Genomic DNA, 25,878 nt, shown 5'->3' with positions numbered 1-25,878 from the left:
ACACTGTAAAAAAAATCAGCGCATTGCAAGCAAAATCATCAGCTTTTCGGTCATGTTGATTTTTTGGCCCGAAAAAACCGTTTTTTGCAATAATGATTGCCCGCGATAGTGGATTGAATTTAACGAAGATGATGAAGTTGTAGCTTAGTGAGGGCAGCTGGATAGCTCTCAGAACGTTGACAGCCCGCTCGCTTCCATCAGGCGATAACGCCAGTAGTGCAGGGCGGATTCATCGGCATACGCCCCGTAGGGCAGGCTGTGGAATCGCTCTCCGTTGTTATTCCACTGCTGCTCGAAAAAGGCCAGCGCACGCTGCGCGGCGGGATGTTCGGAGTCGGCTTGCAGGGCGACCTGGGTTTCGAGGTTGTAGTTGTCAAGATTGCGCCGGGTGAAATTGGCAGAACCCAGCAGTAGCCAGACCGGCTGGTCGTCACTACCCTGGTGCAGCATGTACTTGAAGTGGCATTGCTCGCCGCGCGTGTTGCACCAACGCAGTGGAACGCCGGCCGCATGCAGCTCGCTGGCAACCTGGCGATTGGGTATCCCGTTCTTCTTGCGCCCGAAGGCGTCCTCATTGGGGTCGAGCAAAATGCGCAACTCTACGCCGCGCTGGTGAGCCCGGATCAGGGCCTCGATCAATGCGCGATGAGACAGGTAGAACATTGCCACGTCCAAGCGGTCACCGCTTTCGGCCCGTTCGATCCGTTTTAGCGCCACATCGCGGGTGGCCGCTTCTGTCAGGACCTGTATCGCCGCTCCAGAGACGGCGGGCTCACGGGGCGGCGGTGCCCATTGATTAGGCCAGTCTGGAACCTGACCGGACAGCGTGGCCGTGGCGCGCATGCTCGCGAGCAGATCGGCTGCAGCCAACCCCGAGAATGTCAGTGCCACGTTGCTGTGTCGGCTGCTGGCATCATGCGCGTTACCCGAGGACACCCAGCCTCGAAGCTGTCCGCCCTGGTCGACGACCAGTGCCTTGCGGTGATTGGCCTTGAAATTGAGCAGGGTCAGCCAGGTCCTCAGGCTAACCGGGTTCCCGCCGACCGGGTTTGGCAGCCAGCCGTTGGGTGAGTTGTCGAACCACTGGCAGCACATTCTCCAGGCCGCTGACCACAGCGGATTGGAGTCGCGCAGCACCGTCAGATCGGTTTCGATAACGTCAATTCCCGCGTCTTTGAGGGCATCAAGGCGGGCGGATTCGACGCCGCCGTAGAGCCGGTTGAAGGGGTCGACAATCAGCACGATCTGCATGTCGGGGCGGGCCTGCCGACGCGCCAGCAATCGATCGAATACCTGGCTGGAAAGCGCGCGATGTCCGTCGCCGGCTTGGCCGGCGAACTCGTTGATCAAAAACATCTCGAGCACAATCAGCTGCTCGGCGCCATCGATCAGGGCAAACAACGTCTCGAAGATCTCGCTGCGCTGGTGCTGCTGACCATCGGCGTCGAGCCAGGTGCTGTCGACCAGAAAATTGACATCACTTGCCGCACGCAGCGGATAGCCCGTGTCCAGGCCGTCCGGCAGCGGCTTGTGGACATGCCAGACGAACGTGCCTGAGTAAACGATCAGCAAAATGCCGACCAGCCAGGCCACCGGGTGGAGGCGAAGTGATTGCAAGAAAGCCAATGCTTTCGCTGGTGGTGCCTTGTTCAGCTTGTCTCTCGGCATTCGTGACTCAGGCATGGTAGCGGTCGGAATAGGGCCCAGATGGTCGGGATTGCGGCTTGATATTACGTTAGCCTTGAGGGGTCGGGCAATGACGAACGACATCCAGCATCCGGATCGTCGATGCCGATGGCAAACTGGATAGCATCCGGTCCACGAGGCTGTCCCAGCGCTTCAATATCACAACGAAGGTGTGTACGGGGGTCTTTTGCCTATCAGCTTTCATTATTGCGGACTCAGAGTATCCATAGGGTTAGCAGTGCCAGCACAACGGCGAGCAATAATCCGGGCCAGAGAGGGCGGCAAAGTGAGGCATGTCCTGCAAACAAGGCCAAGCCACCTTTGACCAGCGTGTTGGTGATTGCCGCCAGCGTGATGCCGGTTACGGCGGTATCCGTGCCGATGCTGTCTTGTGCCATGCGGGCCAGAGTCAGGGTGATCGCATCCACATCGGTCAGGCCGGCCACGATCGATACCAGCCAAAGACCCTGTTCTCCCATATGTTCTTGAATACCGTGTGCGATCAGCAGAATCCCGGCCAGCAGAGCACCAAATTTCAGCGCAGGAATGAGCTGGAAAGGTTGTGTCGCCAATTTCTCGGTATTTATGTTTGTGCTGGATTCACGCTTGCGCCACAAAAAGAAAGCGCCGAGCACACAACCCAGTGTCATGGCCAGCATGGGGGGAAGCAGAGTCGGCAGGAGTGCGGGATTGATGACGGCGACTTCCAGCAAAATTCGTGGGTACATGATTGCCGAGGCCAGTAGAATGCCACAGGCCAGCAGGCGCGGCATGGGAACACGGGCGTTCATACGTGCCAGGCTCAGGGTCAGTGCAGTACTGGATGCGAGGCCACCGAGTACGCTGGTGATCATCACCCCCTTGTTAGGACCGGTCAGACGCATGGCGAAGTAACCCGCCAGGCTGATGCCAGCGATCAGCACCACCATCAACCAGATCTCGTAGGGGTTAAGCGCACCCCAAGGACCATAGCTCTGGTTGGGCAATACCGGCAACAACACGGCTGAAATCAGTGCCAGCTGCAGGATACCGCGCATTTCACTGTCACTCAGGTGCCCCATCGCCTGATGCAGGGTCTGTTTGAAGTGCAGCACGATGGTAGTGATTACGGCTACGGCGACCGCAAGGCTAAGGTCGCCAAGTATGGTAAGCAGTCCTATGAGATAGGTCACGATGCCAGCGACTACGGTCGTTATGCCGTAGTCGTGGTCATTATTGGAATCGAGCCAGTGGGCCAGCCCGAGCAGTAGGGTGACGGCAAGACCCATGGCGATAGCGATACCGGGGCCGAGCGGTGTCGTCAGTACGCCTGCCAGTGCGCCACTCAGTGCCAGCAGACCGAAGGTACGGATTCCGGCAATGCGACCACCTGCCGGGGTGTCGCGTTCGTGCCAGCCGCGCTGAAGCCCGATTAGCATTCCGAGCGCCAACGCTACCAGTAACAGCAAGAGTTGCGAGTCCATTAAGTTTCCTGCGGGGCTGCAGCAGCCCGGTTTACCGATTTACAGGGTAGCAGATCTGTGCCAGAACGGGAGTCTGACAGTCGGGCGCAAGCCGGCACGAAAAAGGTACATCAGGAAAGGCGCCAAGGGTTCAAAATATCGGAATGAAAGCCCTTACATTATTAGATAAGCAAATTGCCGACAGGCTATTAACGCGACCATGCCTCATGGTAGGTTGATTGTGGATACCATTGAAACAGTATGCGCAGCCGCCACACCCTAGTGAATCATTACCTGGCGTGATGGACTGTGCATGCTGAGGACGATTGGATTGAAATATCTCTATTCTTTCTTAATTCTGCCGACGTCGACTAGCGCCAAGTCCCGCAAGACCCAGTCCCAGCAGCATCAGCGTGGCCGGCGCGGGTACGGCCCTATCTCCATCATCACCTCCTACCTGAACGAATGGAAGAAAATCAACCACATCCGGCTCGCCTGCCATGCTTGTAACATCAAGACCGCCGCTCAAACCCGTGCTGTCAGCCAGAGTGTCCATGCAAACCCCGGAGAGGTTGTTCTGATCCAGAGTCACGGCACCCGTGTCCGCCAGGGCTCTACCGCAAAGATCTGATGCGGAGGTGTTGAAGGTAATACTAGCCAGCGCGAGAATATTCCCCAGGAATGAGGTGTTGACGTCGATCGTTGCGGAACTGCCAACATTCCAATACACACCTGCACCAGAACCGGTATTGATCACATTCACAACCGAGTTGGGCGAGGTGATCAGCCTACTGGGCATTTGAAACACCCAGGCGGCATTGGCGTTGCCCCCGCCGTCGAGCGTCAGTGCTCCCGACAAATTGGTTGTTCCAGCGGCAACGGTATAAACCCCCGGCCCGAGTGTGAGACCACTCAGATCGGCCGCCAACGCAGTTCCTATTCCCAGAGAGGCAAGATTGTTTCTCGCGGTAGTGAGTTGTCCTTGAGCCGACTGTGCGAGTGCGCCACCGGCGTATACGCTTCCTCCTGTAACCTGCAGGTCCGAGACCCCAACGCCAGGTGAAGAATTAAAGCCAGTGATTGCATTCGCACCACCACTTGACCAGACACCGACATTGCCGACGATAGTACTTGTGGGAACATTGGTGACCGTCGAGGCACCCAGAACAGTAAAACTGGCCAAATCCGAACCCAGGATCGGGGTTGCCGATGCCGGGGTAGAAACGTAAAGCGATCCGATCAGTACCAATGGTAGTAACGATAAATATTTTAGTGTTGTCATCATCCTTAATCCTTATTAGAACCACTGTTGGTAAAATAATCTGTAAAGGCGCCAGCTGTAGCGGCAGTTACTACCGAAGAGTAGGCGTGTAATGAACAATAGGAAGATCTACAACACTGGTCTGTGCGGTTGTGCACTTAGCCAAGAGGGGCTTGCCGGTAAGCTGTCAATTGGATTGTTCGACGCTTGCCTAACCCCATTTATATCGTTTAAGAAGCCTCTGATTAATTGGTCATTGCGAGGGATATAGTGATGACGCCATATTGTCGACAATACTTTTGCTACGCCGGTCAACCAGATGCCACTGGATGAGGGATCCGGTCTGGTGGTGTATAGCGCCATCAGGGATCTGAACGGCCATTCCGATGCCATGGTCGGAATCCTCAGCGGGCCTATGGAGTTGGGGTTTTTCATTACAGGGAGATCATTGGTGCAACCCTGCACGTCACCTCCGTCTACATGATCCTGCGTGGTTTGAGGGTTCAGGAGCTGCGCACAACGAGACCGTGCGCACCCGGGAAAGCCCATTTTCTACCCATTAACCCCTTATCAAACCCCGGTCAAATACTTGACTAAATTACTCGGATTTGAGACAGTGTAGGCCTAGGATTCGAAACGTTCCAGGAGGTTTCATTGCGGGTAACAAGCAAGGCACATTACGCTCTCCGGGCTTTACTGGATCTGGCTCGCCATGAGCCGAGCCGGTACGCGGTGAGCCTGGCCGCGATCGCCGAGCGGCAGGATATTTCTCTATCGTACCTGGAGCAACTGTTTGCCGGGTTGCGCAGGGAAGGGCTGGTGGTCGGCTTCCGGGGGCCCCGGGGCGGTTATCGGCTCGGAGGGCGGCCGGAAGATATCAGCGTGGCTCAGGTCACAGCTGCCGTCAGCGAAAATATGGACACCACCCGTTGCCAGGGAGAGGGCAACTGCCAGCATGGAGCAATCTGCCTGACCCATCATCTGTGGGAGGCCCTGAACGAGCACATACGGGGCTATCTGCAGGGCATAACTCTGGCCGATGTCATGGCTCGCGAAGCTGAATCCGGAGGCAGTTCCCTGTGCCCGTCAGATTCCGGTAAGGATGAAAGGATCGAGTCTGTCGAGCAATAGCCGAATTCCGTATTAAAATTTAGAGTACAGACAGAGAGCAGCAAACACCATGTCGGAACAAATTGACGATCTTATCAAAAGCCACTATGCGGCAGGCTTCGTTACCGATATCGAATCGGACACCCTGCCACCGGGGCTGAACGCAGATGTTATCCGCTTCATTTCGGCCAAGAAAAACGAGCCGGAATGGATGCTGGAGTGGCGACTAAAAGCCTATCGTGCCTGGCTGGAAATGGTCGAGCCGCACTGGGCGCATGTGAGCTATCCGGATATTGACTTCAACGCCATGTCCTACTTCTCTGCGCCCAAGCGCGATGAAGACCGACCCCAGAGCCTGGATGAGGTGGACCCGAAGCTGCGTGAGACCTACGACAAGCTGGGTATTCCCCTGCATGAGCAGGAAATGCTCGCCGGCGTGGCCGTGGATGCTGTGTTCGACTCCGTGTCAGTGGGTACCACTTTCCGCAAGAAGCTGTATGAAGCCGGAGTGATCTTCTGCTCCATCAGCGAGGCCCTGCAGGACCACCCTGAATTGGTGCGTCAGCACCTGGGCACAGTCGTGCCGCAGAAAGACAATTATTATGCGGCCCTCAACAGCGCGGTCTTCAGTGACGGTTCCTTCGTCTACATTCCCAAGGGCGTGAAGTGTCCCATGGAGTTGTCCACTTATTTCCGTATCAATGAGGCCAAGACCGGCCAGTTCGAGCGCACTCTGATCGTGGCTGACGAGGGTAGTGAGGTCAGCTATCTGGAAGGGTGCACGGCACCCATGCGGGACGAAAACCAGCTGCACGCCGCAGTGGTAGAGCTGGTGGCCCTGGACAACGCAAAAATAAAATATTCTACGGTGCAGAACTGGTACCCCGGCGACGAGGAAGGCAAGGGCGGTATTTACAACTTCGTTACCAAGCGAGGTGTGGCGCATACCAACGCCCACATTTCCTGGACACAGGTGGAAACCGGCTCTGCCATCACCATGAAATACCCCAGTTGTGTACTCAAGGGCGACAACAGCATCGGTGAATTCTATTCGGTGGCGCTGAGTAGCAATTTTCAACAGGCGGATACCGGTACCAAGATGATCCATCTGGGCAAGAACACCCGCTCGACGATCATCTCCAAGGGTATTGCCGCCGGGCACGGCTCCAACACTTATCGTGGTCTGGTACGGATGAACCCGGGCGCCACCGGTGCTCGCAACTACACGCGCTGTGACTCGCTGCTGATCGGCGACCAGTGTGGTGCGCACACGTTCCCTTATATAGAAAGTAAAAATCCTACCGCCATCATTGAGCACGAGGCCTCCACCTCCAAAGTCAGCGACGAGCAGCTGTTTCTGTGCCGCCAACGCGGCATCGGCGAGGAAAAAGCGGTCTCCATGATCGTCAATGGTTTCTGCAAGGAAGTGTTCCGGGAATTGCCCATGGAGTTTGCGGTGGAAGCCGGCAAGCTGTTGGAAGTCAGTCTGGAAGGTGCCGTCGGTTAGAAGGTGCCGTCCTATAAAGGTCTGTCTCAAAGAATTTATACAGGAGAGTTAGAGTAACGATGTTATCTATCAAGAATTTGCACGCCACCGTCGAGGGCAAGGAAATCCTGCGTGGTCTCGACCTGGACATCGGAGCAGGCGAAGTACATGCCATCATGGGCCCCAACGGTTCGGGCAAGAGCACCCTCGGCCACGTGCTGACCGGTCGTCAAGGCTATGAGGTCACCGCCGGTGAAGTCACCTTTATGGGGCAGGATCTGCTGGCCCTGGCACCGGAAGAGCGAGCCCTGACCGGCCTGTTCCTGGCTTTTCAGTACCCGGTGGAAATTCCCGGTGTCAGCAACATGGAATTTCTAAAAACCGCCGTGGATGGGATGCGCAAGCACCGTGGCCTGGAAGTGCTGGATTCCGTGAGCTTCATGAAACAGGCGCGTGAGGTCTGCAAGCGCGTCGACCTGGACCAGAATTTTCTCAAACGCGGCGTCAACGAGGGCTTCTCGGGCGGCGAGAAAAAGCGCAATGAGCTGATGCAGATGATGCTGCTGGAACCGCATTTGGGTATCCTCGATGAAACCGACTCGGGCCTGGATATCGACGCACTGCAGCTGGTGGCCTCTGGTATCAACAGCATGCGCGACAGCAAGCGCTCCTTTATATTGATCACCCACTATCAGCGTCTGCTCGATTTCATTGAGCCGGACCATGTTCACGTGCTGGGGGCTGGCCGTATCGTCCGTTCCGGTGACAAGTCACTGGCATTGGAACTGGAAGATAAAGGCTATGGCTGGCTGGAAAGCGAGGCTGTGTAATGAGTGATTTTATCGCCGAAGCCCTGCAAATGGTCCCCGCCGAGGCGCCGGACTGGCTCAGTGAGCAACGTCGCAGGGGCTGGTCAAGCTGGAAATCCAGCAGTATGCCCACGCGCAAGACCGAGGACTGGAAATATACCCGGCTGCGGGCTCTGGAAGAGGGCGCCTATCTGGACCGGGCCGAATGCCAGGACCCTTCATCGCCAGCGCTGACGGCCCTGCGTGATCAGATACACATCACTGGGCTGGACGCCCGCATGCTGGTGTTTGTGAACGGTTTCTACAGTCCCGAACTGTCCAGTGGGGAGGTCGTGGGCAACATGGAGGTCGTGCTCTTCAGCGAGGCTGATGAGACACAGGTGGAAACCATTCGCAGCCACCTGGGTACGGTCGCCGATCGCGACAAATACATGTTCACAGCCCTCAACGATAGCTGGCTCAATGATGGCGTATTCGTGCATGTAAAACAGGACCGCAAGGTCACGACGCCGCTACACGTCATCTGGCTGACGGTGCCTCAACGTGAAGCCTTCAGCCTGTCCCAGCGACTGCTGGTTGTCATGGAGGCTGGCAGTGAGGCTACGGTGGTGGAACACTTCGCCAGTAATGAGGCCCAGCAGAACAGTTTTACCAACGGTGTCAGCGAACTGGTGTTGGCCGCCAATGCCCGACTCTGCCACTACCGGCTGCACCTGGAAGAGGAGCACGCACTGCATATCGGCGGTGTACATGCCCGGCTCGATCGTGACGCCAGACTCAACAGCTTTCATCTGGGGTTGGGCTCAATACTCAAGCGTCTGGATGTGGTGGTGCGCCATGAAGGTGAAGGTGCCCACTGTGACCTCAATGGCATCTATCTGCCACGGCACAGTCAGCATATCGACTACCACACCTGTATAGAGCATGTCAGACCGCACTGCACGACCAAAGAGGTTTTCCGGGGTATCATCAGCGATAACGCGCGGGCGGTATTCAACGGGCGTATTCATATTCATCCGGATGCCCAGAAGACAGTGGCGGAACTGCGCAACAAGAACCTACTGACCAGCAACAAGGCCGAGGTAGACACCAAGCCGGAACTGGAGATCTATGCGGACGATGTCAAGTGTGCCCATGGGGCCACGGTCGCACAGCTCGATGACTATGCGCTCTATTATCTGTGCAGCCGCGGCATCGCCAGAGAGCACGCGCAAGTGATGCTCAGCACCGGTTTCATCAACGAACTCATCAACAACCTGCAGCACCCCTCTCTGGGCGAGTACCTTAAGCCCGTGCTGGGCGGTCTGTTTGCGCAGCAGGTGACACAGACAGAGAGGGCAGAATAGGCGCATGGAAACACTGGCAAAAAACATCAGACAGCAAGCTTTTGATGTGGAGGCTGTGCGCCGCGATTTCCCGATCCTGCAACAGCAGGTCAACGGATATCCACTGGTGTACCTGGACAATGCCGCCACGTCACAGAAACCCAATGCCGTGATCGACGCCATCAGTGATTATTACCGTGGCTACAATGCCAACGTACATCGCGGCATCCACACTCTGGCGGAAAAGGCCACGGCCGCAATAGAAAATGCGCGTCAATCCCTGGCAGGTTTTATCAATAGCCCCGCTCCTGAGCAGGTGCTCTGGACCCGTGGCACCACTGAGGCTATCAATTTGGTGGCTTACAGCTGGGGCCGCAGCAATCTGAAGCCGGGCGATCGGGTACTGGTCCCGATACTGGAACATCATTCCAGCATTGTGCCCTGGCAAATGGCGACTGAATCCACCGGTGCCGAAGTGGTGCCGATTCCGGTAACTCCAAGCGGCGAGATTGACATGGCGGCGCTGGATGCGCTGCTCGATGAACGCGTGAAGATGGTGGTTGTCAGTCACATCTCCAATGCCCTGGGAACAGTGAACCCGGTGGCAGACATTGTGGTGAGAGCTCATCGGGTGGGGGCAAAAGTCCTGATCGACGGAGCCCAGGCGGTAGCGCATACCCCTGTTGATGTACAGGCACTGAATTGCGATTTCTATGCTTTTTCGGGGCACAAGATGTTCGGCCCCACCGGTATCGGTGTGCTATGGGGCCGCCGGGAACTGCTGGAAGCCATGCCGCCGTGGCAGGGTGGCGGCGAAATGATAGAACAGGTCAGTTTCGCCGGCACCAGTTATCAGGGGCTGCCGTATCGCTTCGAGGCCGGGACACCGGACATCGCCGGTGCCATCGGGCTGGCCGCAGCGGTGGACTACCTGCAGCGCCTGGACCCTGTGGCAGTGGCAGCACACGAGGCCGATGTACTCGAATATGCCCTGGCGCAGGGGGCGGACTTTGATGGACTGACCCGCTTCGGTGAAGCAGACCATGTGGCCGGTGTTTTCAGCTTTCTGCTGGATGGCATACCGCCCTCCGATGTCGGCATGTTGCTGGATCAGCAGGGCATTGCCGTTCGCACCGGCCATCACTGCGCCCAGCCGATCATGGCACAATATGGCATACCCGGCACGGTCAGGGCCTCGTTCGCCCTGTACAATACCCGCGCAGAAGTCGACCGCCTGTTCGAGGGACTCGCCAAGGCGCGACGGATGCTGCGGTAACAAAATTTCATACGGTGAGCGGCACCGTATCCATTCAGGATAAAATTGCCGCAGGAAGGTAAAGCATTATGAGTGTAGAGAAATTTGATCTGACCCAGACCATTACCATTACGCCGGCTGCCGCGTCCCATTTTCGCGAACAACTGCAGCGTAATGGCGGTGCCGGTGTGCGCATCGGGTTGAAGAAAAGCGGCTGCACTGGCTTCAAGTATGTTATCGAGGAAGTGCCTGCTCCGGAGGAAAACGATGTAACCCTGACGCTGGATAATGGCGTGGCCATTTATTTCAGTCGTGAAGGTGCCATTGCCCTGCGCGGTATGGAAATTGACTATACCCGCGAGGGCGTCAATCAGACACTGAAGATAGAAAACCCCAATGTCACCGACATGTGTGGCTGCGGCGAGAGCTTTGACCTCAAGATAGAGAACGAATGAGTCAGGAACGCAGTATCGTCAATGTTGCACGTGACTGCCCGGGGCGACTAGTGCCGGTGGGTGATCCCGTGACAATTCCGGCCGGATCTTTCGTCACCATCGTGCAGTCCCTCGGCGGCAACTATACCGTTGTGCATCAGGGCAATATGGTACGGGTGGATGGCGTGGACGCCGATGCACTGGGGCAGAAAAAACTGGAGTTGAATTTCTCTGATCCCGGCGATGGCCGCATCGATGAAGACCAGGTCTGGCAGGCGCTGGAGACCGTCTACGACCCCGAAATCCCCGTCAACCTGCGCAGCCTGGGGCTGATCTACCATCTGGACATCGATCAGGGCAGCGGCAGGGTGGATATCCAGATGACCTTGACGGCCCCGGGTTGTGGCATGGGCCCGGTACTGGTGGGCGATGTGGAGCAACGGGTGAAGCAGGTGCCGAACGTAAAGAGTGCGCATGTGGAGCTGGTCTTCGATCCACCCTGGAGCCGGGAGATGATGTCCGAAGAGGCGCAGCTCGAAACCGGCATGTTTTTCTAGTTACCGGAAACCCCATTCATCATGACGGCAACCCAGAACAGTACCGGCAATCCCTTTGGGAATACCATCAGTGCCGAGGACATCAAGGAGACACTGGCCTTCTTCGACACCTGGGAAGAGCGCTACCAGTACATCATCGATCTGGGCAAGGAACTGCCTCCCATGGATGATGAACTGAAAACCGATGAGCGGATCGTGCGTGGTTGCCAGAGCCAGGTCTGGCTTAACACCCTGCAGGAAAATGACCATCTGTATTTCGAGGTGGACAGCGATGCCTTCATCGTCAAGGGCCTGCTGGGTATCATACTCGCCGCTTACAATGGCAAAACTCCGCAGGATATCCTCGATTTTGATATCGAAGGCTACTTCGAAGCTCTCGACCTGATACGCCACCTTAGCGCCACCCGCGGCAACGGCTTGCGTGCGCTGGTCCAGAGTATCCAATCCGCAGCCCGTCAATCGAAAGGGTAATCAAGAAAATCAAAGTTACCTGATAATAAAATAATCGATTAACTCTGCCCCCCAGCACTGATAAATGATCTGTAGTAATTCAGACTTGATCTAACAGATACCGACTCTCCAATACGGCGGCATGGTGCCGCCTGTTCAACTTGCAATTATTCAAGCTAGGGTATTTTCGAGCATTGCGCGGTTGCGAATAAAGAACGAGGTGCTATTCAAAGCCACACTCAGCGAGCTTGAAGTAGTCGTCAGGCGGCGCGTATAAGCCTTGAGGCCGACATGACATTATTTTAGTCGTGCTCATGAGTAGGATTCTCAACCGTAAAAGGCATCAATCATGAATACATTGCCGTTGGCCGTAAGCGCCATCCTGTTGTTATTGTTTGCACCAGTACTATCGATGCTGTGAAAACGTCAATGGTTATTGATGGTATACGTCTGAGTGCGTAATCCCTCCAATTTACTATCGCTGTTGCGTATACTGGCTCGACCAGTGTTCCAGGGGCAGTCCGGAGATGCAGATCACCACAATCACACCGGTTCACTATCCGCTGTCGGTCAGGGCAGGAGTGAACGAATTCTCCGCTGCCTATGGCGAACTTGTGCAGCGTATAACCGCACTGGGAGACGGGCAGGTATTGCACGCTCCGGACTGGCATTGCCCCGCAGAGGTGGGCGACCAGGTGGATCGGCCTGGCTCCACTGCCTATTCGGATATCACCCGTGACGACCGCGATATACGGCTGGGTTACTGGCGGGGTCGAACTGTCGACGGCTTTGAACTGACATTGCACTGCTTCAACAGCGAGCTGGCGGTGGTGGAACTGGTGCTGGAGCCGGCACCGGATATTGCCGCCCATGCACTGAAAGAGTGGGCCGAAGAGCAAACCAAACTCGCCATAAGTCAATTTGCCAACCGGGAATTTGCCCGCATTATGGCTGCTCTGCGCGAGGCAAATATTGACAACCTGCAATTGCGCGAAAAATGCAGCGGTCTGACGTGTCTCTGGGTCGGCAGTATACTCAACCTGTCGTCAGAGGACGTGCAGCGCAAAGACACCCAGATGCTGCTCCATCAATGGCTGGATGCGACCATTCGGCCCGAAGATGCCGATGACATAATCAATGGTCGGCTGCGCCATTCGTTGCGCTGGCTGAATTATGTGATAGTCGCACAGGAGCACCAGACAGATCGCCAGAAAATTGAAGCCATGATTCTGGCCCAGTATTTTTATGCGGTACAACACTACATCAACCGCGATCTTCTTGCGGATATTTCCGATGTCTTTCTCGAGAAGAATCTGAAAACCAGCGAGCTGAAACTGCAACGGGTCAGAGCCCGCACGCAGCTTCACATTACGACCTATTACGAAGCACGCAATCACCTGGTGCGCGCAAAAAAACACTGGATGGAAGAGATACTGCAGGCCTGGGATTTCGATGACCTGCTGGAAAATGCGCAGCGGATGGTGGATGTCTGTTCGACCCGTATCAACGAAATCAATAATAAAAAGCGCTCCCTGGCCTCGATTCTTACCGACAGCCTGCTGGCGCTGATTGGTCTGTTTGCCATACTCGATCTCGCGCTTCAATTTGTTACCTACAGCCGGGAGATGGTGACTTCACCAACACTGAATTACTACGACGAGCGGACGTCGGGGCTGCTCAGCGTACTGGCGACCTGGAATATCGATCTTTTCATGGGAATTAATTTGCTGATTGTGGTTTTGCTGGGAGCGTTGTATGCGGTTCTCAAACTGCGTTAACGCTGCACTGTTGTGTTCTCTGCTGCTGTCGGGTGTTGTTGCCGCCGGGCCTTTCACCGCAGTGGAGGTCTACACAGACTCATGGCCGCCATACGTGAACCGGGCGCCAGACAAGGAGCCCGGGGCCATTACACGTATTGTCGAGCTTGCCCTGCGCAATATGCGACTCGATCCGCAGTGGCAATATGTGGATTTTTCGCTGGCCTACGAAATGGTCAACAATAACGAAATCCGCCTGTCATTTCCGTATTTCGAAACGGCTCGCCGCAAGCAACTCTATCCCGATGTGCGCTTTTCGGCACCCCTGATGACAGTGGACAATGTGCTCTATTACAGCCGTGAGCACCAAGATTTTTCCTCACCGCCGGACTCCATCGGCGATCTTCGACTCGGTCGCGTGGCCGAGTATGCCTACGGTGAGAAATTCGAGGCATGGCTGGTCGGTGCCACGGAGTATCAGTCGGAAGTGCTCGCCCTGCGCGCTTTGTTCAACGGTGATATCGATCTGTTGCCCATGACCAGGCTCGTAGGACAGGCATTGGTCCTGGAGTATTTCCCCTGGCAATACCGTTCCTTTCGCCATATCCCCGGTGAGGACTATTTATCACAGGATACGGTTCATCTGGTGACACATGACGATCCGCAGGGGGAGGCATTTATCAAGGCGTTCGATGAGGCGCTGGAAAAGCTAGCTGGCGTGAAAAAACAGGATGAAGTGCGGGAAACCTCACTGGATGCCGGACGCAGTACTGGCTATGTGCGCCTGGTGGTGGGGGAGGGGCATCCTGTGATCATCGGACAGACTCAGCGGCAGAGAGAGCATCCCGACAATCGCTACGTCATGATTCCGCCGGGTAGCCGCGGACTGGTGCTGGATTGGAGTGATGCAGTATTTAAAGAGTTCAACTCGCCCAAACTATACGCTGCCATGGTGGCATTATCGAAAATCCGCATCGTCGACGGCCCCCACGTTGGTCGTGAACTCTACGTCAAGAACCTGCATATCGAAATTGAATAGCTATGACCGGTTTTGAATTACTGGGCTGGTTCGGCACCCTGCTTTACCTTGCCAATTATGCTTACCTCGCTTTTTATCCGCGCTGGCACAGACCCGTGTATTTCTCGGCCAACGGCGTTGCCGCCCTGTCTCTGGTGGTATCTTCTGCAGCCATTGCCTCCTGGCAGGCGGTGGGCATAAATTTTTTCTGGGCGGCGATCAGTGTCTGGTTGTTGATAGGTGGAAGTTTCAGGTTCGTAAGGGTAGGGCCGGGCATCCTCACAGCCGGTGTTGGGCTCTGTTGGGTGGTCGCGCTGCCCGCGCTATTCTGGCAGTGGCAGTTGGCGGTGGCGATCATTGGCTGGAGTTCAACCTTTGCTTTCAGTGCCGCCTATCTGTTGTTCGCCGCACGTCGCCTGACCATTGGTCCCTACCATCTGTGGAATGCCTATGCGGCATTCGTACTGTTGCCCCAGCTTTACCTTGACACCAACTGGCCGGTGCTGGCGATGGAAGTCTGCTGGTTTACCATCTCGCTATCGGCGCGTTTCAATCTACATCAGCCTGACGAGCCGCGCTAGACTGAGAGCATCGCGGGAAATCCCTTTCCGCAGCATAACGCAAAGATTACAACGATGTGATTTTGGAGTAATCTTTCTATCGACGCTGCCTTTTTATTATTGGCAATGATAAAGTTGATGTCATCTGTAACCCTTCCGAACAGGGCAGGGGCCAGACTGGTAGACGTTGATCTATCGCGCAGAGTATCGGCGATTCAGTACGAGCAAAAGTGGGGTTGGGTGATCCGGGACATACGTGTTGTAGTTCTCTTGATAATAACGTTGCTGTGGCAGACCTCTGCCGCGGCGGTTCCGGTCTATTGCTCTATGGCCGACGAAGCAAATGAGCGTGCCGCAATCCCCCATGATGCTGCCGAGCACAATAACCATGAGGCAATGCTCAATCTTGACGATCAACAACATAACGAGATGGATTGTTGTGTTACTGACAATTCAGAAATGGGGTGCGTCACATCGGGATGTGTCGTGCCCGTTCAAGTGCTGATACCGATGGTGGCTTTACCCCTGGCACAGGACACCCGCTCTAGTGGCATCGTTTCCCTTCCTGCCGTCTTTCCACCGGCACCGATTTTTCCTTTCCTAAGACCTCCTATCGCCTGATTTCAAGGGCCTAATCCGTTCTATAGACACCAGAAATTTGCCTAGTTCGGAAGGACCGAACCATAAACGCAACCTTGTTGCGGGAACCTGAAATCCATTGGCGATATATCGCCGGAGGCAAATATGAATCTATCGCGAGTAACAAGCCTTGTAGTTGGTTTGATTATGCTCCCTCTGCTCATTACCGGCAGTACATGCGTCAATGCACAGACAATACAAGAGAGGTTGACACTGAAGGAGGCCGTGGACATCGCCATTGCAGCTGACCCCTGGCTGGCCGGTAGCCGCTATACGCAGTCCGCTCTGACCGATGAGGCAACGGCTGCCGCGACTCTACCGGATCCCCGGATGAGTTTGATGGCCAGCAATTTTCCTGTCGACAGTTTCGACATTGATCAGGAGGCGATGACCCAACTCTCAGTAGGAGTCAGCCAAATGTTTCCGCGGGGCGATTCGCTCGCTCTGGCGAGACGGCAGAAGCTGCAGCTCGCTCTGCAACACCCATTGTTGCGGCAAGACCGCCGGGCCAAAGTGACGGCGACCGTCGCACAGATATGGCTGGATGCGTACATCGCTCAGGAAAGCATCCAATTGATCGAGAAAGACCGGGCATTATTTGAATATCTGGTCGACGCGGCAGAGGCCAGTTATTCGACAGCCACAGGTCGCGCGCGACAACAGGACGTGATCCGCGCCCAACTGGAGTTGACGCGGCTTGAGGACCGATTGACGGCGCTTAGACAGCGACAGGAAACTGCCCAGATGCGTCTGTCCGAATGGGTTGGCTCTCCAGCTGGCAATGGGCTTGCGCGGGTGATGCCGACGGAATCGCCCGCCGTACCGGTGTCGACTTCCGCTTCTGAGCAGGAGCGGTATGAATGGGTAAGCAACCATCCCACCTTGTTGGCATTGGACAGAAGAATTGAGGCTATGGAAACCGATGTCGATCTTGCGCGACAGAAATACAAGCCCGAATGGGGACTCAGTGCCCAGTATGGTTATCGTGATCGGGACCCGATGGGGCGGGATAGGTCAGATCTGCTTTCCGTTGGGGTCACCTTTGATCTGCCCATTTTCACCGCTAACCGACAGGACAAGGCGGTCAGCGCCGCCATTAGCCATGCTGAGTCGATCAGGACTGATAAGCAATTATTGATCCGTCGTTTGATTGCGGAGCTGAAAACGGCGAGTGTGCACTTAGGGCGTCTCGATGAGCGATACGCACTTTACGTCGACCGGCTGTTGCCGAAAATGGCGGAATTGGCTGAATCCTCTCTGACTGCTTATAACAACGACGCTGGCGATTTTGCCGAAGCCGTGCGTGCCCGTATTGCCGAGTTGAATGCCAAGATTGAAGCACTCGCTATCTCAGTGGAGCGCCAAAAGACCATCGCCCAAATCAATTACCTGCTCGCCCAGGCCTCGCCTGACTCGACGCGTCCGGTTGAAGACTTCTGAGGTGTTAAAAATGAAAGCTTTTTCAAAGATCTTGATGGGGGCCATTATCGGTGTACTGGTTGGCGCAGGCGGCAGCTGGTTGTTGGGTCATTTAAAGGAAGATGGCATCAATGCGACTGACGGCGAACATGAACCACTCTACTGGGTGGCGCCTATGGATCCGAATTACCGGCGTGACAAACCCGGGAAATCGCCAATGAATATGGATTTGATCCCCGTTTACGAAGAGAAAGGCGAAGAGAGTGAGGCCGGTACAGTTCTGATTTCGCCCGATGTTGTCAACAATTTTGGTGTGCGCACCGCCACTGTCGAATCGGGTCACCTGCATCTGGAGGTCAAAACGGTGGGCTATGTGCAGTATGACGAGAACCGCCTGGTTCATATGCACCCCAGGGTGGAGGGCTGGATCGAAAAATTGTATGTCAAGGCCGCAGGTGATCGGGTAGAAAAAGGAGAACCCCTGTATGCGCTCTATTCGCCGACGCTGGTCAACGCTCAAGAGGAGTTACTGTTGGCACTGAAGCGCGACAATCCGGTCCTGATCCGTGCCGCTGTGGAGCGGTTATCGGCTTTGCAGGTGCCGCCAGCGGATGTCGAGAAGTTACGCCAGACTCGTCGAGTCAGTCAGACGATCACCATTACCGCGCCTCAGTCCGGCATCATTGACAATCTGGGCGTGCGAGAGGGCATGTATGTAAAACCCGGCATGCGTCTGATGGCCATTGGACAGCTGGAGCACCTTTGGATCATCGGTGAAGTCTTCGAGCGTCAGGTGAGTCTGGTCAGGGTCGACGACAAGGTGCGCATGCGGCTGGACTACCTGCCTGGCAGGGAGTGGTTGGGCCAAGTGGACTATGTCTACCCGTCGCTAAACGAAAATACGCGCACCGCACAGATTCGTGTGCATTTCGACAATCCGGACGGTTTTTTGAAGCCCGGCATGTTTGCACAAATAGTCATTGATACCCAACCGGACCCCGAAACCCTGTTGATCCCCCGGGAGGCACTGATCCGTACTGGCAGCCAGATGCGTGTAGTGTTGGCTCTGGGTGAGGGTAAATTCAAGTCCATTGCCGTCAGGGCTGGACGCGTGGGTGAACGGCAGGTGGAAATACTCTCGGGTCTTAACGAAGGAGAGCGTATTGTGACCTCCGCGCAGTTCCTGATTGACTCGGAATCCAGCAAGACCTCTGATTTCAAACGGATGTCGCATGCCGAGGACGAAACGTCATTGTCAGTCTGGGTAGCTGCGCGTATCGCCAGCCTGACACCAAATCAGCGCATGGTCGCCCTTGAGCACGAGGCTATCCCGGACTGGCAGTGGCCCGCCATGACCATGAATTTTGCCGTCGACGAATCTGTCGACATGGGTGAATTAAGCCCAGACATGCGTCTGCACGTGCAGGTCACCCGGAGCTCTGATGGTAATTATCGGTTGACCCAGGTACGCATTCCCGGCACCGAAGAGGCTCGTGAGAGACCGCCAACGGAAGGGAATCATGGTCAACATGCTGGCCCGGGACCTGAGATAACACCGACACCGGATCACAGTACTGGCCAGGGCATGGAGCAGGGTAGTCATGACCAGGGGGAGAGCGACCATGATTGAATCCGTTATCCGCTGGTCGATTGGCAATCGCTTTTTTGTATTGCTGGCCACCCTGATATTGGTTGGTGGCGGTCTGTTTGCACTGAAAAACACGCCAGTGGACGCTATTCCGGACCTATCTGACGTCCAGGTGATCATCAAAACCAGTTATCCGGGGCAGGCACCACAAGTCGTGGAGGACCAGGTAACCTATCCGCTGACCACCACCATGCTATCGGTTCCGGGTGCGGTCACGGTGCGTGGCTACTCCTTCTTCGGCGACTCCTACGTCTACGTGATTTTTGACGAGGAGACGGATGCCTACTGGGCGCGCTCGCGGGTGCTGGAGTACCTGTCTCAGGTGGCACCGACATTGCCATCCGGTGCCCGGCCACAGCTGGGGCCGGACGCCACCGGCGTTGGCTGGGTCTACCTTTATGCTTTGGTGGATCGCACTGGCAAACACGATCTCAGCCAGCTACGCAGCCTGCAAGACTGGTTTTTGAAATACGAACTGCAAACCGTGTCGGGTGTTTCGGAAGTGGCGACGCTCGGAGGCATGGTCAAACAGTACCAGGTGAAAGTGAACCCGGAAAAACTGCGCGCGTTTGGTATCCCGCTGTCCCATATTCAAACAGCCATTCGCAGGGGCAACCAGGAGATCGGTGCCTCGGTGGTGGAAATGGCCGAAGCCGAATACATGGTGCGGGCTAGCGGCTACATCCAGGGCATTGAGGACCTCGCCACCATTCCCCTGGGCGTCAATGCCAATGGTGCGCCGCTGCTATTGAAGGACGTGGCGGATATTGATCTGGGGCCACAGATGCGGCGGGGCATCGCCGAACTTAATGGTGATGGTGAGGCCGTGGGCGGCATCGTGGTGATGCGCTTTGGCGAGAATGCCCAGAAGACCATCGATGGTGTCAAGGCCAAGCTGGAGAAGCTCAAGGCGGGTTTGCCTGAAGGGGTTGAGGTCGTTACCGTCTACGATCGCTCTGGGCTGATTTCTCGCGCCATTGACAGTTTGTGGACAAGCCTGGTTGAAGAGCTTGCCATCGTAGCGCTGATTTGTGTCATTTTCCTTTTTCATGTCAGATCATCACTGGTGGCAGTGATCAGCCTGCCGTTGGGAATTCTGACAGCATTTATCGTGATGTATTGGCAGGGGATCAACGCCAACATCATGTCGTTGGGGGGTATTGCGATTGCGATCGGCGCCATGATTGATGGCGCTATCGTCATGATCGAGAACATGCACAAGCACATGGAGCGCACGCCATTGACGCCGGAAAACCGCTGGAAGGTAGTGGCCGAATCGGCTGCCGAGGTGGGACCGGCGTTGTTCTTTAGTCTGTTGATTATCACTGTGAGCTTTGTCCCGGTATTTACCCTGGAGGCGCAGGAAGGGCGCATGTTCAGTCCGCTGGCCTTCACCAAAACCTATGCCATGGCAGCCAGCGCGGCGCTTGCTGTCACAGTAGTCCCGGTTTTGATGGGGTATTTCATCAGAGGCAGGGTAGTCGCCGAAAGCAGGAATCCGGTTAACAGATTGCTGATTGCAGGGTATATGCCGCTGCTCAAGAGCGTATTGCTTTTCCCAAAAACCACGCTCGTAATGGCTGTCGTGATATTCCTGGTCGGTATCTGGCCGGTCAATAAAATTGGCAGTGAGTTCATACCTGATCTGGATGAGGGTGATCTCATGTATATGCCCACGACTTACCCGGGGTTATCGGTTGGCAAAGCCAGGGAGTTGCTGCAGCAAACTGACAAGTTGATCGCGACTGTACCTGAGGTGAAGACAGTATTTGGAAAAATTGGGCGTGCTGAGACAGCGACTGACCCGGCGCCGCTGACCATGATCGAGACCTTTATTCAACTCAAGCACAAAGATGAATGGCGTGAGGGCATGACCACGGAGAAACTGAAGAAGGAACTGGATGCCCTGGTGAAATTTCCTGGCCTGACCAACGCTTGGGTAATGCCGATTAAGACCCGTATTGACATGCTGGCCACCGGTATCAAGACCCCGGTTGGCATCAAAGTGGCTGGAGAGGACCTGATGGAAATCCAGAAAATCGGTCAGCAATTGGAGCAGATTCTCAAGGATGTGCCCGGCACCGCCTCGGTTTATTCCGAACGGGTGGCCGGCGGGCGTTATATCAAGGTGGATATCCAGCGGGAACAGGCCGCGCGCTATGGCCTCAATATTGCCGATGTACAGCAGGTGTTAGCTACCGCTATTGGTGGTATGAACGTGGCACAGACCATTGAGGGACTGGAGCGTTATCCTATTAATCTGCGCTATCCACAGGATTACCGCGATTCACCGGAACAGCTCTCGCTGTTGCCTATCGTCACACCTGGCGGCCAGCGTATTGCGTTGGCTGATGTGGCGAGAGTGTATGTAGAAGACGGCCCTCCGGCCATCAAGAGCGAGAACGCACGGCTGAATGGTTGGATCTTTGTCGATATTGACGGTGTGGATGTGGGCAGTTACGTCGAACAGGCCATGGCGACTGTTCAGAGCGAACTGGATTTGCCTGCGGGCTATTCGGTGTCATGGTCCGGCCAGTATGAGTACATGCAGCGGGCCAAGGAAAAGCTGACCTATGTGATTCCGCTGACTTTGGCCATCATTATCGTGCTGCTGTATATGAACTTTCGTAACTTTACTGAAATTGCCATCATCCTCGGTACACTGCCGCTGGCTGTGATCGGTTCCATCTGGCTCATGTACCTTCTGGGTTACAATTTTTCAGTTGCAGTGGCCGTTGGATTTATTGCGCTCGCCGGTGTTACGGTGGAGATAGGCATCATTATGCTCACCTACCTCAATCAATCTTACTCTCGGTTGTTGCGCCAGTGCAGTGAGCAGGGAGTGAAACCACGTAAGGGAGAGGTCCTGGAGGCTGTCATACAGGGGGCCGGGCTTCGCGTAAGGCCAGTGATGATGACTACGGTCTCCACCATTGCCGGGTTACTGCCCATTATGCTCAGTACGGGCACGGGAGCGGAAGTGGTTAGCAGGATTGCGGCGCCAATGGTGGGTGGCATGATCAGCGCAGTAGTGTTGACATTGCTAGTGTTGCCCGTGGTGTATTACCTGTGGCGGGGGTATTCGTTGGACAGTTGATTTTAGTCAGATCACAGGCCGAGGCGGAAAGGATGTCGTCTTTGTGCCCGAAAGACGCGGATTGACAGCTCCTGCCGGCATCCGATAATGTCCGTTGCTCCTGTCTTAATCCCGGCAAAAGTTCCCGATGAAGTGGTACCTCAGTCGTTACCTGCATTCGCACAGCCGCCTCGCCCAGTTTCTGCGTTTCGCCACCGTTGGGGTGAAGGTTTCTTTAATCGATGCCGGCGGCACTTACCTGCTGCCCTGGCTGTTCGGTATGAATTTATATGTCGCCCGTATCATTTCGCTGACCACAGCGATCATGGTGGGTTATCTGCTCAACCGTTACTTCACTTTCGGGCGCGGCCAGCGCGGCAGCTTTCATCGCCAGATGGCCGGACATTTCGGCGTTCATACCACTGGAGGGCTTCTCAACTACGCCGTGTTCAGCGGCGTAATTGCGCTGGGTCACAGTCATCTGATCCAGCCGCAGTCACTGCTGCTGTTGCCACTGGTTGCCATCTGGATCGGTGGAATGGTCGGCCTGGCATTCAACTTTTCTGTGTCCAGCAGGCTGGTGTTCAGCGACCGGGCGGAAAACCCCGGTGCGGCTTCATGAGAGATGCTTTCCTGCTCAGTGTGCGACTGCACGCGCGCTGGTTTATTGAAGCCTTCGGGACAGAAGGTCGTCGCGCTGCGCCACTGGGTCCCCGGCGGCTGGCCGTCCTGCTGATACTGTTTCCGCTGTTCCTGTTGTTGCAGGCCATACACTGGCTGGGTTTTCTGCTCGACGAGCTGTTTTTTTCCGGCTGGCGCCGTGTTGAAATCCGCCAGCCACTGTTCATCAGTGGCGTACCCCGCAGTGGAACGACTTTCCTGCACCGCACACTGGCTCGCGATACGGCCAGTTTCACTACCTTTCATACCTGGGAAGCACTGTTAGCCCCATCGGTTTCAGAGCGGAAACTGTTTGGTCTGTTCGCTGCCCTGGATCGGTTGCTCGGCAGACCGTTGCAGCGACTCGGTGATGCGCTTACCCGTCGAGTGACCGGTGGGTTCGCTCACATTCACGAGGTTGGCCTGCAGGCTGCCGAAGAGGATTACCTCACGCTGTTGCCCGCGGGTGGCTGTTTTATCCTGGTGCTGGCCTTTCCCGCCAGTGAGTCGTTGTGGCTGCTGGGCCGATTGCGAGAACTGCCGGATTGCGAACGCACCGTGCTGCTGAATTTTTACCGGTCCTGCCTACAGAAGCATCTCTACGTCAATGGTAGAGGACGCCGACTGTTGTCGAAGAACGCCGCCTTCGGTTCCTGGCTGCCCGATCTCGCTGAAAATTTTGATGACTCACGCTTTCTGATCTGTCTGCGTGAGCCGGGTGGTGCGCTGCGCTCCCAGCTCAGCTCCGTTCGCGACGGTCTGGTATTTTTTGGCACGACGGCGGCCGCAGATCTCGTCACGCATGAATTCCGAACGAGCCTGGAACATGTCTACCAGCAATTGCGTGAGCAGCGCCGCTGCCTGCCGGCCAGCCGTTTCGCGGTGATCGATCACAGTCAATTACAGAATGAAACGCAGACCGCCATCGCCGCGACACTGCGCCAGCTGGAGATCCCGCTCACCGATGCGTTGCAACGGGTACTGGAGAACGCCGCCAGAGAAGCCCGTGACTATGGTGGCGGCAGCGGGCACGTTCACTCGCCGCTGTCAGAATCCGTGGCGCCGCAACCCCACTTGGTAAGCATTTACCGGGAGATACTCGAACCACCGGCGGACTCCACATGAGTAACGATATCAAGATTGGGGCTGCATTGGATTCCAAATCGGGCCAGCGACAACGCGATGCCAGCCGGCTGCGGGTGGCAATTTTTTCCGACGCATTACCCGCACGCAATGGTGCCGGGGCCTATTACGAAGACCTGGCCGCCCAGCTCGGGCCGCAACTCGGCGAACTGATACTGTTCCAGCCAGTGGTGAAAAAACGTTTACTGCGCTTCGCCCTGCCTCTGCCCGGCGACTCTACCCAGAAACTCATCACCCCCAATGTGCTGCGTATCCGCCGTGAGTTTCGTGCGCTGCGGCCTGACCTGGTAATCTCGGTAACGCCGGGGCCATTCGGGTTGCTGGGGCTTTGGCTTGCCAGACGCAGCGGTGCTGGATTTCTGACTGCGTTCCACACGCATTTCGAAGGGCTGGTGAAACTTTACGGTGACACCTGGTTTTATCGCCTGGCTCACTGGTACCTGGAGCAGGTCAATCGTATTCTCTGCCGCAACAGTGACTCGGTGCTGGTCAACAACCCTGGTCTCAACGCCACCGTGGAACGCCTTGGCGCTCGGCGCGTGGATATGATGGGTACCCCGTTATCGCGAGCGTTTCTCGACACCCCGATCGTGCCTCCCGAACAGACGCTGCGGCAGGTATTGTTCGCCGGGCGTCTGGCGCCGGAGAAAAACCTGCCTGTTGTCCTCGATGCTGTGAAAGCACTGCCGGACATCCGCTTTGTCATAGCTGGCGACGGTCCGCTGCGTAGTGAACTCGAGCGCGAGGCACAATCGCTGCCCAATCTGCGGTTGACCGGCTGGCTGGAACGCGACGCCCTGCGTGTCGAAATGGACGCCGCCGGACTGCTGATATTGCCCTCGCACATGGAGACCTTTGGCACTGTCGCCCTGGAAGCGATGGCGCGCGGCCGTCCTGCGCTGGTGGCCGCCAACGCCGGCATTCACGACTGGCCACTGCTCAAGGACTCGCTGTTCACCCTGGGTGAGGGCGAGTCACTGGCGCAAGTGTTGCACCAGCTGAGTGAACTTCCGGTGAGCACCTGGCAGGACAAAGCTGCCGCTGCACGCAGGGCCGCCGAAACCCTGAACAGCCATACCATCAATCAGTGGCTGGATTTTGTGGAACGGTACGCGCGCAAAAACCGGCATGAATAGCCAACCACGAGCGGTGCTGTCGATGCACGACGTCATGCCCGAGACGCTTTCGCTGGTGGAAGATTTCCTGGCACTCTGCAGCAGTTACACCATTCCGCCCATGACCCTGCTGGTAGTGCCCGGATGCAACTGGCGTGACGATCAACTCGACCGGCTACGGGAGCTGGCGGGCCTAGGCCACGAACTCGCCGCGCACGGCTGGCTGCACCGTGTAGGGACACCGCGCGGCCTCTACCATCGACTGCACTCGATCCTACTGTCGCGCAACGCGGCTGAACACCTGGCGCTCGACGGCAAAGGTATCCTGGCGCTGATGCGCCGCTCACACGGCTGGTTCGCCGAACACGATCTGCCTGCGCCGTCGCTCTATGTACCCCCGGCCTGGGCGCTGGGTGCAGTTGCGCGGCACTCGCTGACATCGCTGAATTTCGAGCGAATTGAGGTGCTGCGCGGTGTATTGGAGCTGCGCACCGATTATTTGCATCCACTGCCACTGGTGGGCTTCGAAGCCGATTCGGCGTTTCGTGCGGGGAGCCTCCGGCTATGGAACAGTAGCCAAATCGGGATGGCCCGCATCTCCCGGCGAACCCTGCGCATCGGTGTTCATCCGCAGGATCTGAATCTTCGTCTCGGTGGCTCGTTGCGCGAGTTGTTGCAGGAGCGCTGGCGCTTTATTGGCTATGGCGACGCGCTCTGATCAAGATGACAGGGTAGTAGCAATAACGGTGTTTTTAGACATGCTTTCACCTGGCTGGTGCATGTTTCTATTTTCTCACCGAACTCATTCACCCGGCTTCCCGGAAAACTGAAGGGTAGTGCGATAGGAAAAAAACAGGGGGAGGTTAGCCAGGTAAGGTCGGAAACTCTTCAATTCTCCCTGTCATAGACCTAGACCGTTCACGGTAGTCCTCGGGCTTCGCTCTGGTATCGTGTCACAACAAAATGCCGAGAAACCATTCGCACGCTTGACTTCATAGATAGCACAGGGTTTACAATTAAGATTAATT

23 protein-coding genes are annotated in these 25,878 nt (G+C 56.1%); 20 read left to right on the top strand and 3 right to left on the bottom strand.

Annotation, left to right across the window (positions count from 1 at the left end; genetic code table 11):
- Nucleotides 1-168 precede the first annotated feature (168 nt).
- The 3 genes from QZ516_RS05080 to QZ516_RS05070 all read right to left on the bottom strand — a co-directional run bounded on the left by QZ516_RS05080 (nt 169) and on the right by QZ516_RS05070 (nt 4,413).
- Nucleotides 169-1,668, bottom strand: a complete 1,500-nt coding sequence (locus QZ516_RS05080) for a phospholipase D-like domain-containing protein (protein WP_297187103.1) — start codon at nt 1,666-1,668, stop codon at nt 169-171.
- A gap of 233 nt (nt 1,669-1,901) precedes the next feature.
- A complete protein-coding gene (locus QZ516_RS05075; protein WP_297187100.1) occupies nt 1,902-3,149 on the bottom strand; it encodes an MgtC/SapB family protein in 1,248 nt (415 codons plus the stop codon).
- 331 nt (nt 3,150-3,480) lie between these two features.
- Nucleotides 3,481-4,413 (bottom strand): ice-binding family protein, encoded by a 933-nt coding sequence (locus QZ516_RS05070; protein WP_297187098.1) that lies wholly within the window; start codon nt 4,411-4,413, stop codon nt 3,481-3,483.
- A gap of 259 nt (nt 4,414-4,672) precedes the next feature.
- Between QZ516_RS05070 and QZ516_RS12745 the strand changes: the two genes are divergently transcribed.
- From QZ516_RS12745 to QZ516_RS04975, 20 genes are all read left to right on the top strand, one after another.
- Nucleotides 4,673-4,873 carry a PLP-dependent transferase gene (locus tag QZ516_RS12745; protein WP_365333004.1) on the top strand — a complete coding sequence of 67 codons (201 nt, stop codon included), beginning with the start codon at nt 4,673-4,675 and terminating at the stop codon, nt 4,871-4,873.
- 170 nt (nt 4,874-5,043) lie between these two features.
- Nucleotides 5,044-5,520, top strand: coding sequence for an Rrf2 family transcriptional regulator (locus QZ516_RS05065; protein ID WP_297187095.1), 477 nt, complete (start codon nt 5,044-5,046; stop codon nt 5,518-5,520).
- 49 nt (nt 5,521-5,569) lie between these two features.
- Nucleotides 5,570-7,006 (top strand): Fe-S cluster assembly protein SufB, encoded by a 1,437-nt coding sequence (sufB, locus tag QZ516_RS05060; protein WP_297187092.1) that lies wholly within the window; start codon nt 5,570-5,572, stop codon nt 7,004-7,006.
- 59 nt (nt 7,007-7,065) lie between these two features.
- Nucleotides 7,066-7,815: a Fe-S cluster assembly ATPase SufC gene (sufC, locus tag QZ516_RS05055; RefSeq protein WP_297187090.1), complete on the top strand. Its 750-nt coding sequence runs from the start codon at nt 7,066-7,068 to the stop codon at nt 7,813-7,815.
- Entirely contained in the window at nt 7,815-9,140 is a 1,326-nt protein-coding gene (gene sufD, locus QZ516_RS05050) for a Fe-S cluster assembly protein SufD (RefSeq protein ID WP_297187087.1), read from the top strand. The genes sufC and sufD overlap by 1 nt, the downstream gene beginning before the upstream one ends.
- A gap of 4 nt (nt 9,141-9,144) precedes the next feature.
- Entirely contained in the window at nt 9,145-10,395 is a 1,251-nt protein-coding gene (locus QZ516_RS05045) for a cysteine desulfurase (RefSeq protein ID WP_297187085.1), read from the top strand.
- Between the two features lie 68 nt (nt 10,396-10,463).
- Nucleotides 10,464-10,829, top strand: coding sequence for an iron-sulfur cluster assembly accessory protein (locus QZ516_RS05040; RefSeq protein WP_297187080.1), 366 nt, complete (start codon nt 10,464-10,466; stop codon nt 10,827-10,829).
- Nucleotides 10,826-11,365, top strand: a complete 540-nt coding sequence (sufT, locus tag QZ516_RS05035) for a putative Fe-S cluster assembly protein SufT (RefSeq protein WP_297187077.1) — start codon at nt 10,826-10,828, stop codon at nt 11,363-11,365. Before QZ516_RS05040 ends, sufT begins: the two co-directional genes overlap by 4 nt.
- 21 nt (nt 11,366-11,386) lie before the next feature.
- A complete protein-coding gene (locus QZ516_RS05030; RefSeq protein ID WP_297187074.1) occupies nt 11,387-11,836 on the top strand; it encodes a SufE family protein in 450 nt (149 codons plus the stop codon).
- Nucleotides 11,837-12,342: 506 nt separating this feature from the next.
- Nucleotides 12,343-13,593 carry a hypothetical protein gene (locus QZ516_RS05025; protein ID WP_297187071.1) on the top strand — a complete coding sequence of 417 codons (1,251 nt, stop codon included), beginning with the start codon at nt 12,343-12,345 and terminating at the stop codon, nt 13,591-13,593.
- Nucleotides 13,571-14,611, top strand: a complete 1,041-nt coding sequence (locus tag QZ516_RS05020; protein WP_297187068.1) for a transporter substrate-binding domain-containing protein — start codon at nt 13,571-13,573, stop codon at nt 14,609-14,611. Before QZ516_RS05025 ends, QZ516_RS05020 begins: the two co-directional genes overlap by 23 nt.
- 2 nt (nt 14,612-14,613) lie before the next feature.
- The gene (locus QZ516_RS05015; RefSeq protein ID WP_297187066.1) at nt 14,614-15,171 is read left to right on the top strand and encodes a hypothetical protein; all 558 of its coding nucleotides are present in this window, start codon (nt 14,614-14,616) and stop codon (nt 15,169-15,171) included.
- A 306-nt stretch (nt 15,172-15,477) separates the two neighbouring features.
- On the top strand, nt 15,478-15,771 hold the full coding sequence (locus QZ516_RS05010; protein WP_297187063.1) for a hypothetical protein: 294 nt from the start codon (nt 15,478-15,480) through the stop codon (nt 15,769-15,771).
- Nucleotides 15,772-15,936: 165 nt separating this feature from the next.
- A complete protein-coding gene (locus QZ516_RS05005; RefSeq protein WP_297187061.1) occupies nt 15,937-17,229 on the top strand; it encodes a TolC family protein in 1,293 nt (430 codons plus the stop codon).
- A gap of 10 nt (nt 17,230-17,239) precedes the next feature.
- Entirely contained in the window at nt 17,240-18,838 is a 1,599-nt protein-coding gene (locus tag QZ516_RS05000) for an efflux RND transporter periplasmic adaptor subunit (protein WP_297187057.1), read from the top strand.
- On the top strand, nt 18,831-21,953 hold the full coding sequence (locus QZ516_RS04995) for a CusA/CzcA family heavy metal efflux RND transporter (protein ID WP_297187054.1): 3,123 nt from the start codon (nt 18,831-18,833) through the stop codon (nt 21,951-21,953). The genes QZ516_RS05000 and QZ516_RS04995 overlap by 8 nt, the downstream gene beginning before the upstream one ends.
- Nucleotides 21,954-22,080: 127 nt before the next feature.
- Nucleotides 22,081-22,554, top strand: coding sequence for a GtrA family protein (locus tag QZ516_RS04990; protein ID WP_297187052.1), 474 nt, complete (start codon nt 22,081-22,083; stop codon nt 22,552-22,554).
- Nucleotides 22,551-23,717: a sulfotransferase gene (locus QZ516_RS04985; RefSeq protein ID WP_297187049.1), complete on the top strand. Its 1,167-nt coding sequence runs from the start codon at nt 22,551-22,553 to the stop codon at nt 23,715-23,717. Before QZ516_RS04990 ends, QZ516_RS04985 begins: the two co-directional genes overlap by 4 nt.
- Complete coding sequence (locus QZ516_RS04980; RefSeq protein ID WP_297187046.1) at nt 23,714-24,871, top strand: glycosyltransferase; 1,158 nt, start codon at nt 23,714-23,716, stop codon at nt 24,869-24,871. The genes QZ516_RS04985 and QZ516_RS04980 overlap by 4 nt, the downstream gene beginning before the upstream one ends.
- The gene (locus tag QZ516_RS04975; protein WP_297187044.1) at nt 24,864-25,568 is read left to right on the top strand and encodes a polysaccharide deacetylase family protein; all 705 of its coding nucleotides are present in this window, start codon (nt 24,864-24,866) and stop codon (nt 25,566-25,568) included. The genes QZ516_RS04980 and QZ516_RS04975 overlap by 8 nt, the downstream gene beginning before the upstream one ends.
- Nucleotides 25,569-25,878 lie beyond the last annotated feature (310 nt).

The sequence above is a fragment of the uncultured Porticoccus sp. genome (assembly GCF_913061305.1).
In the GTDB taxonomy this organism is placed as follows: Bacteria; Pseudomonadota; Gammaproteobacteria; order Pseudomonadales; family Porticoccaceae; genus Porticoccus.
Note: the sequence above shows the minus strand (reverse complement) of the source record. Positions and strands in the feature narration are given on the sequence as shown.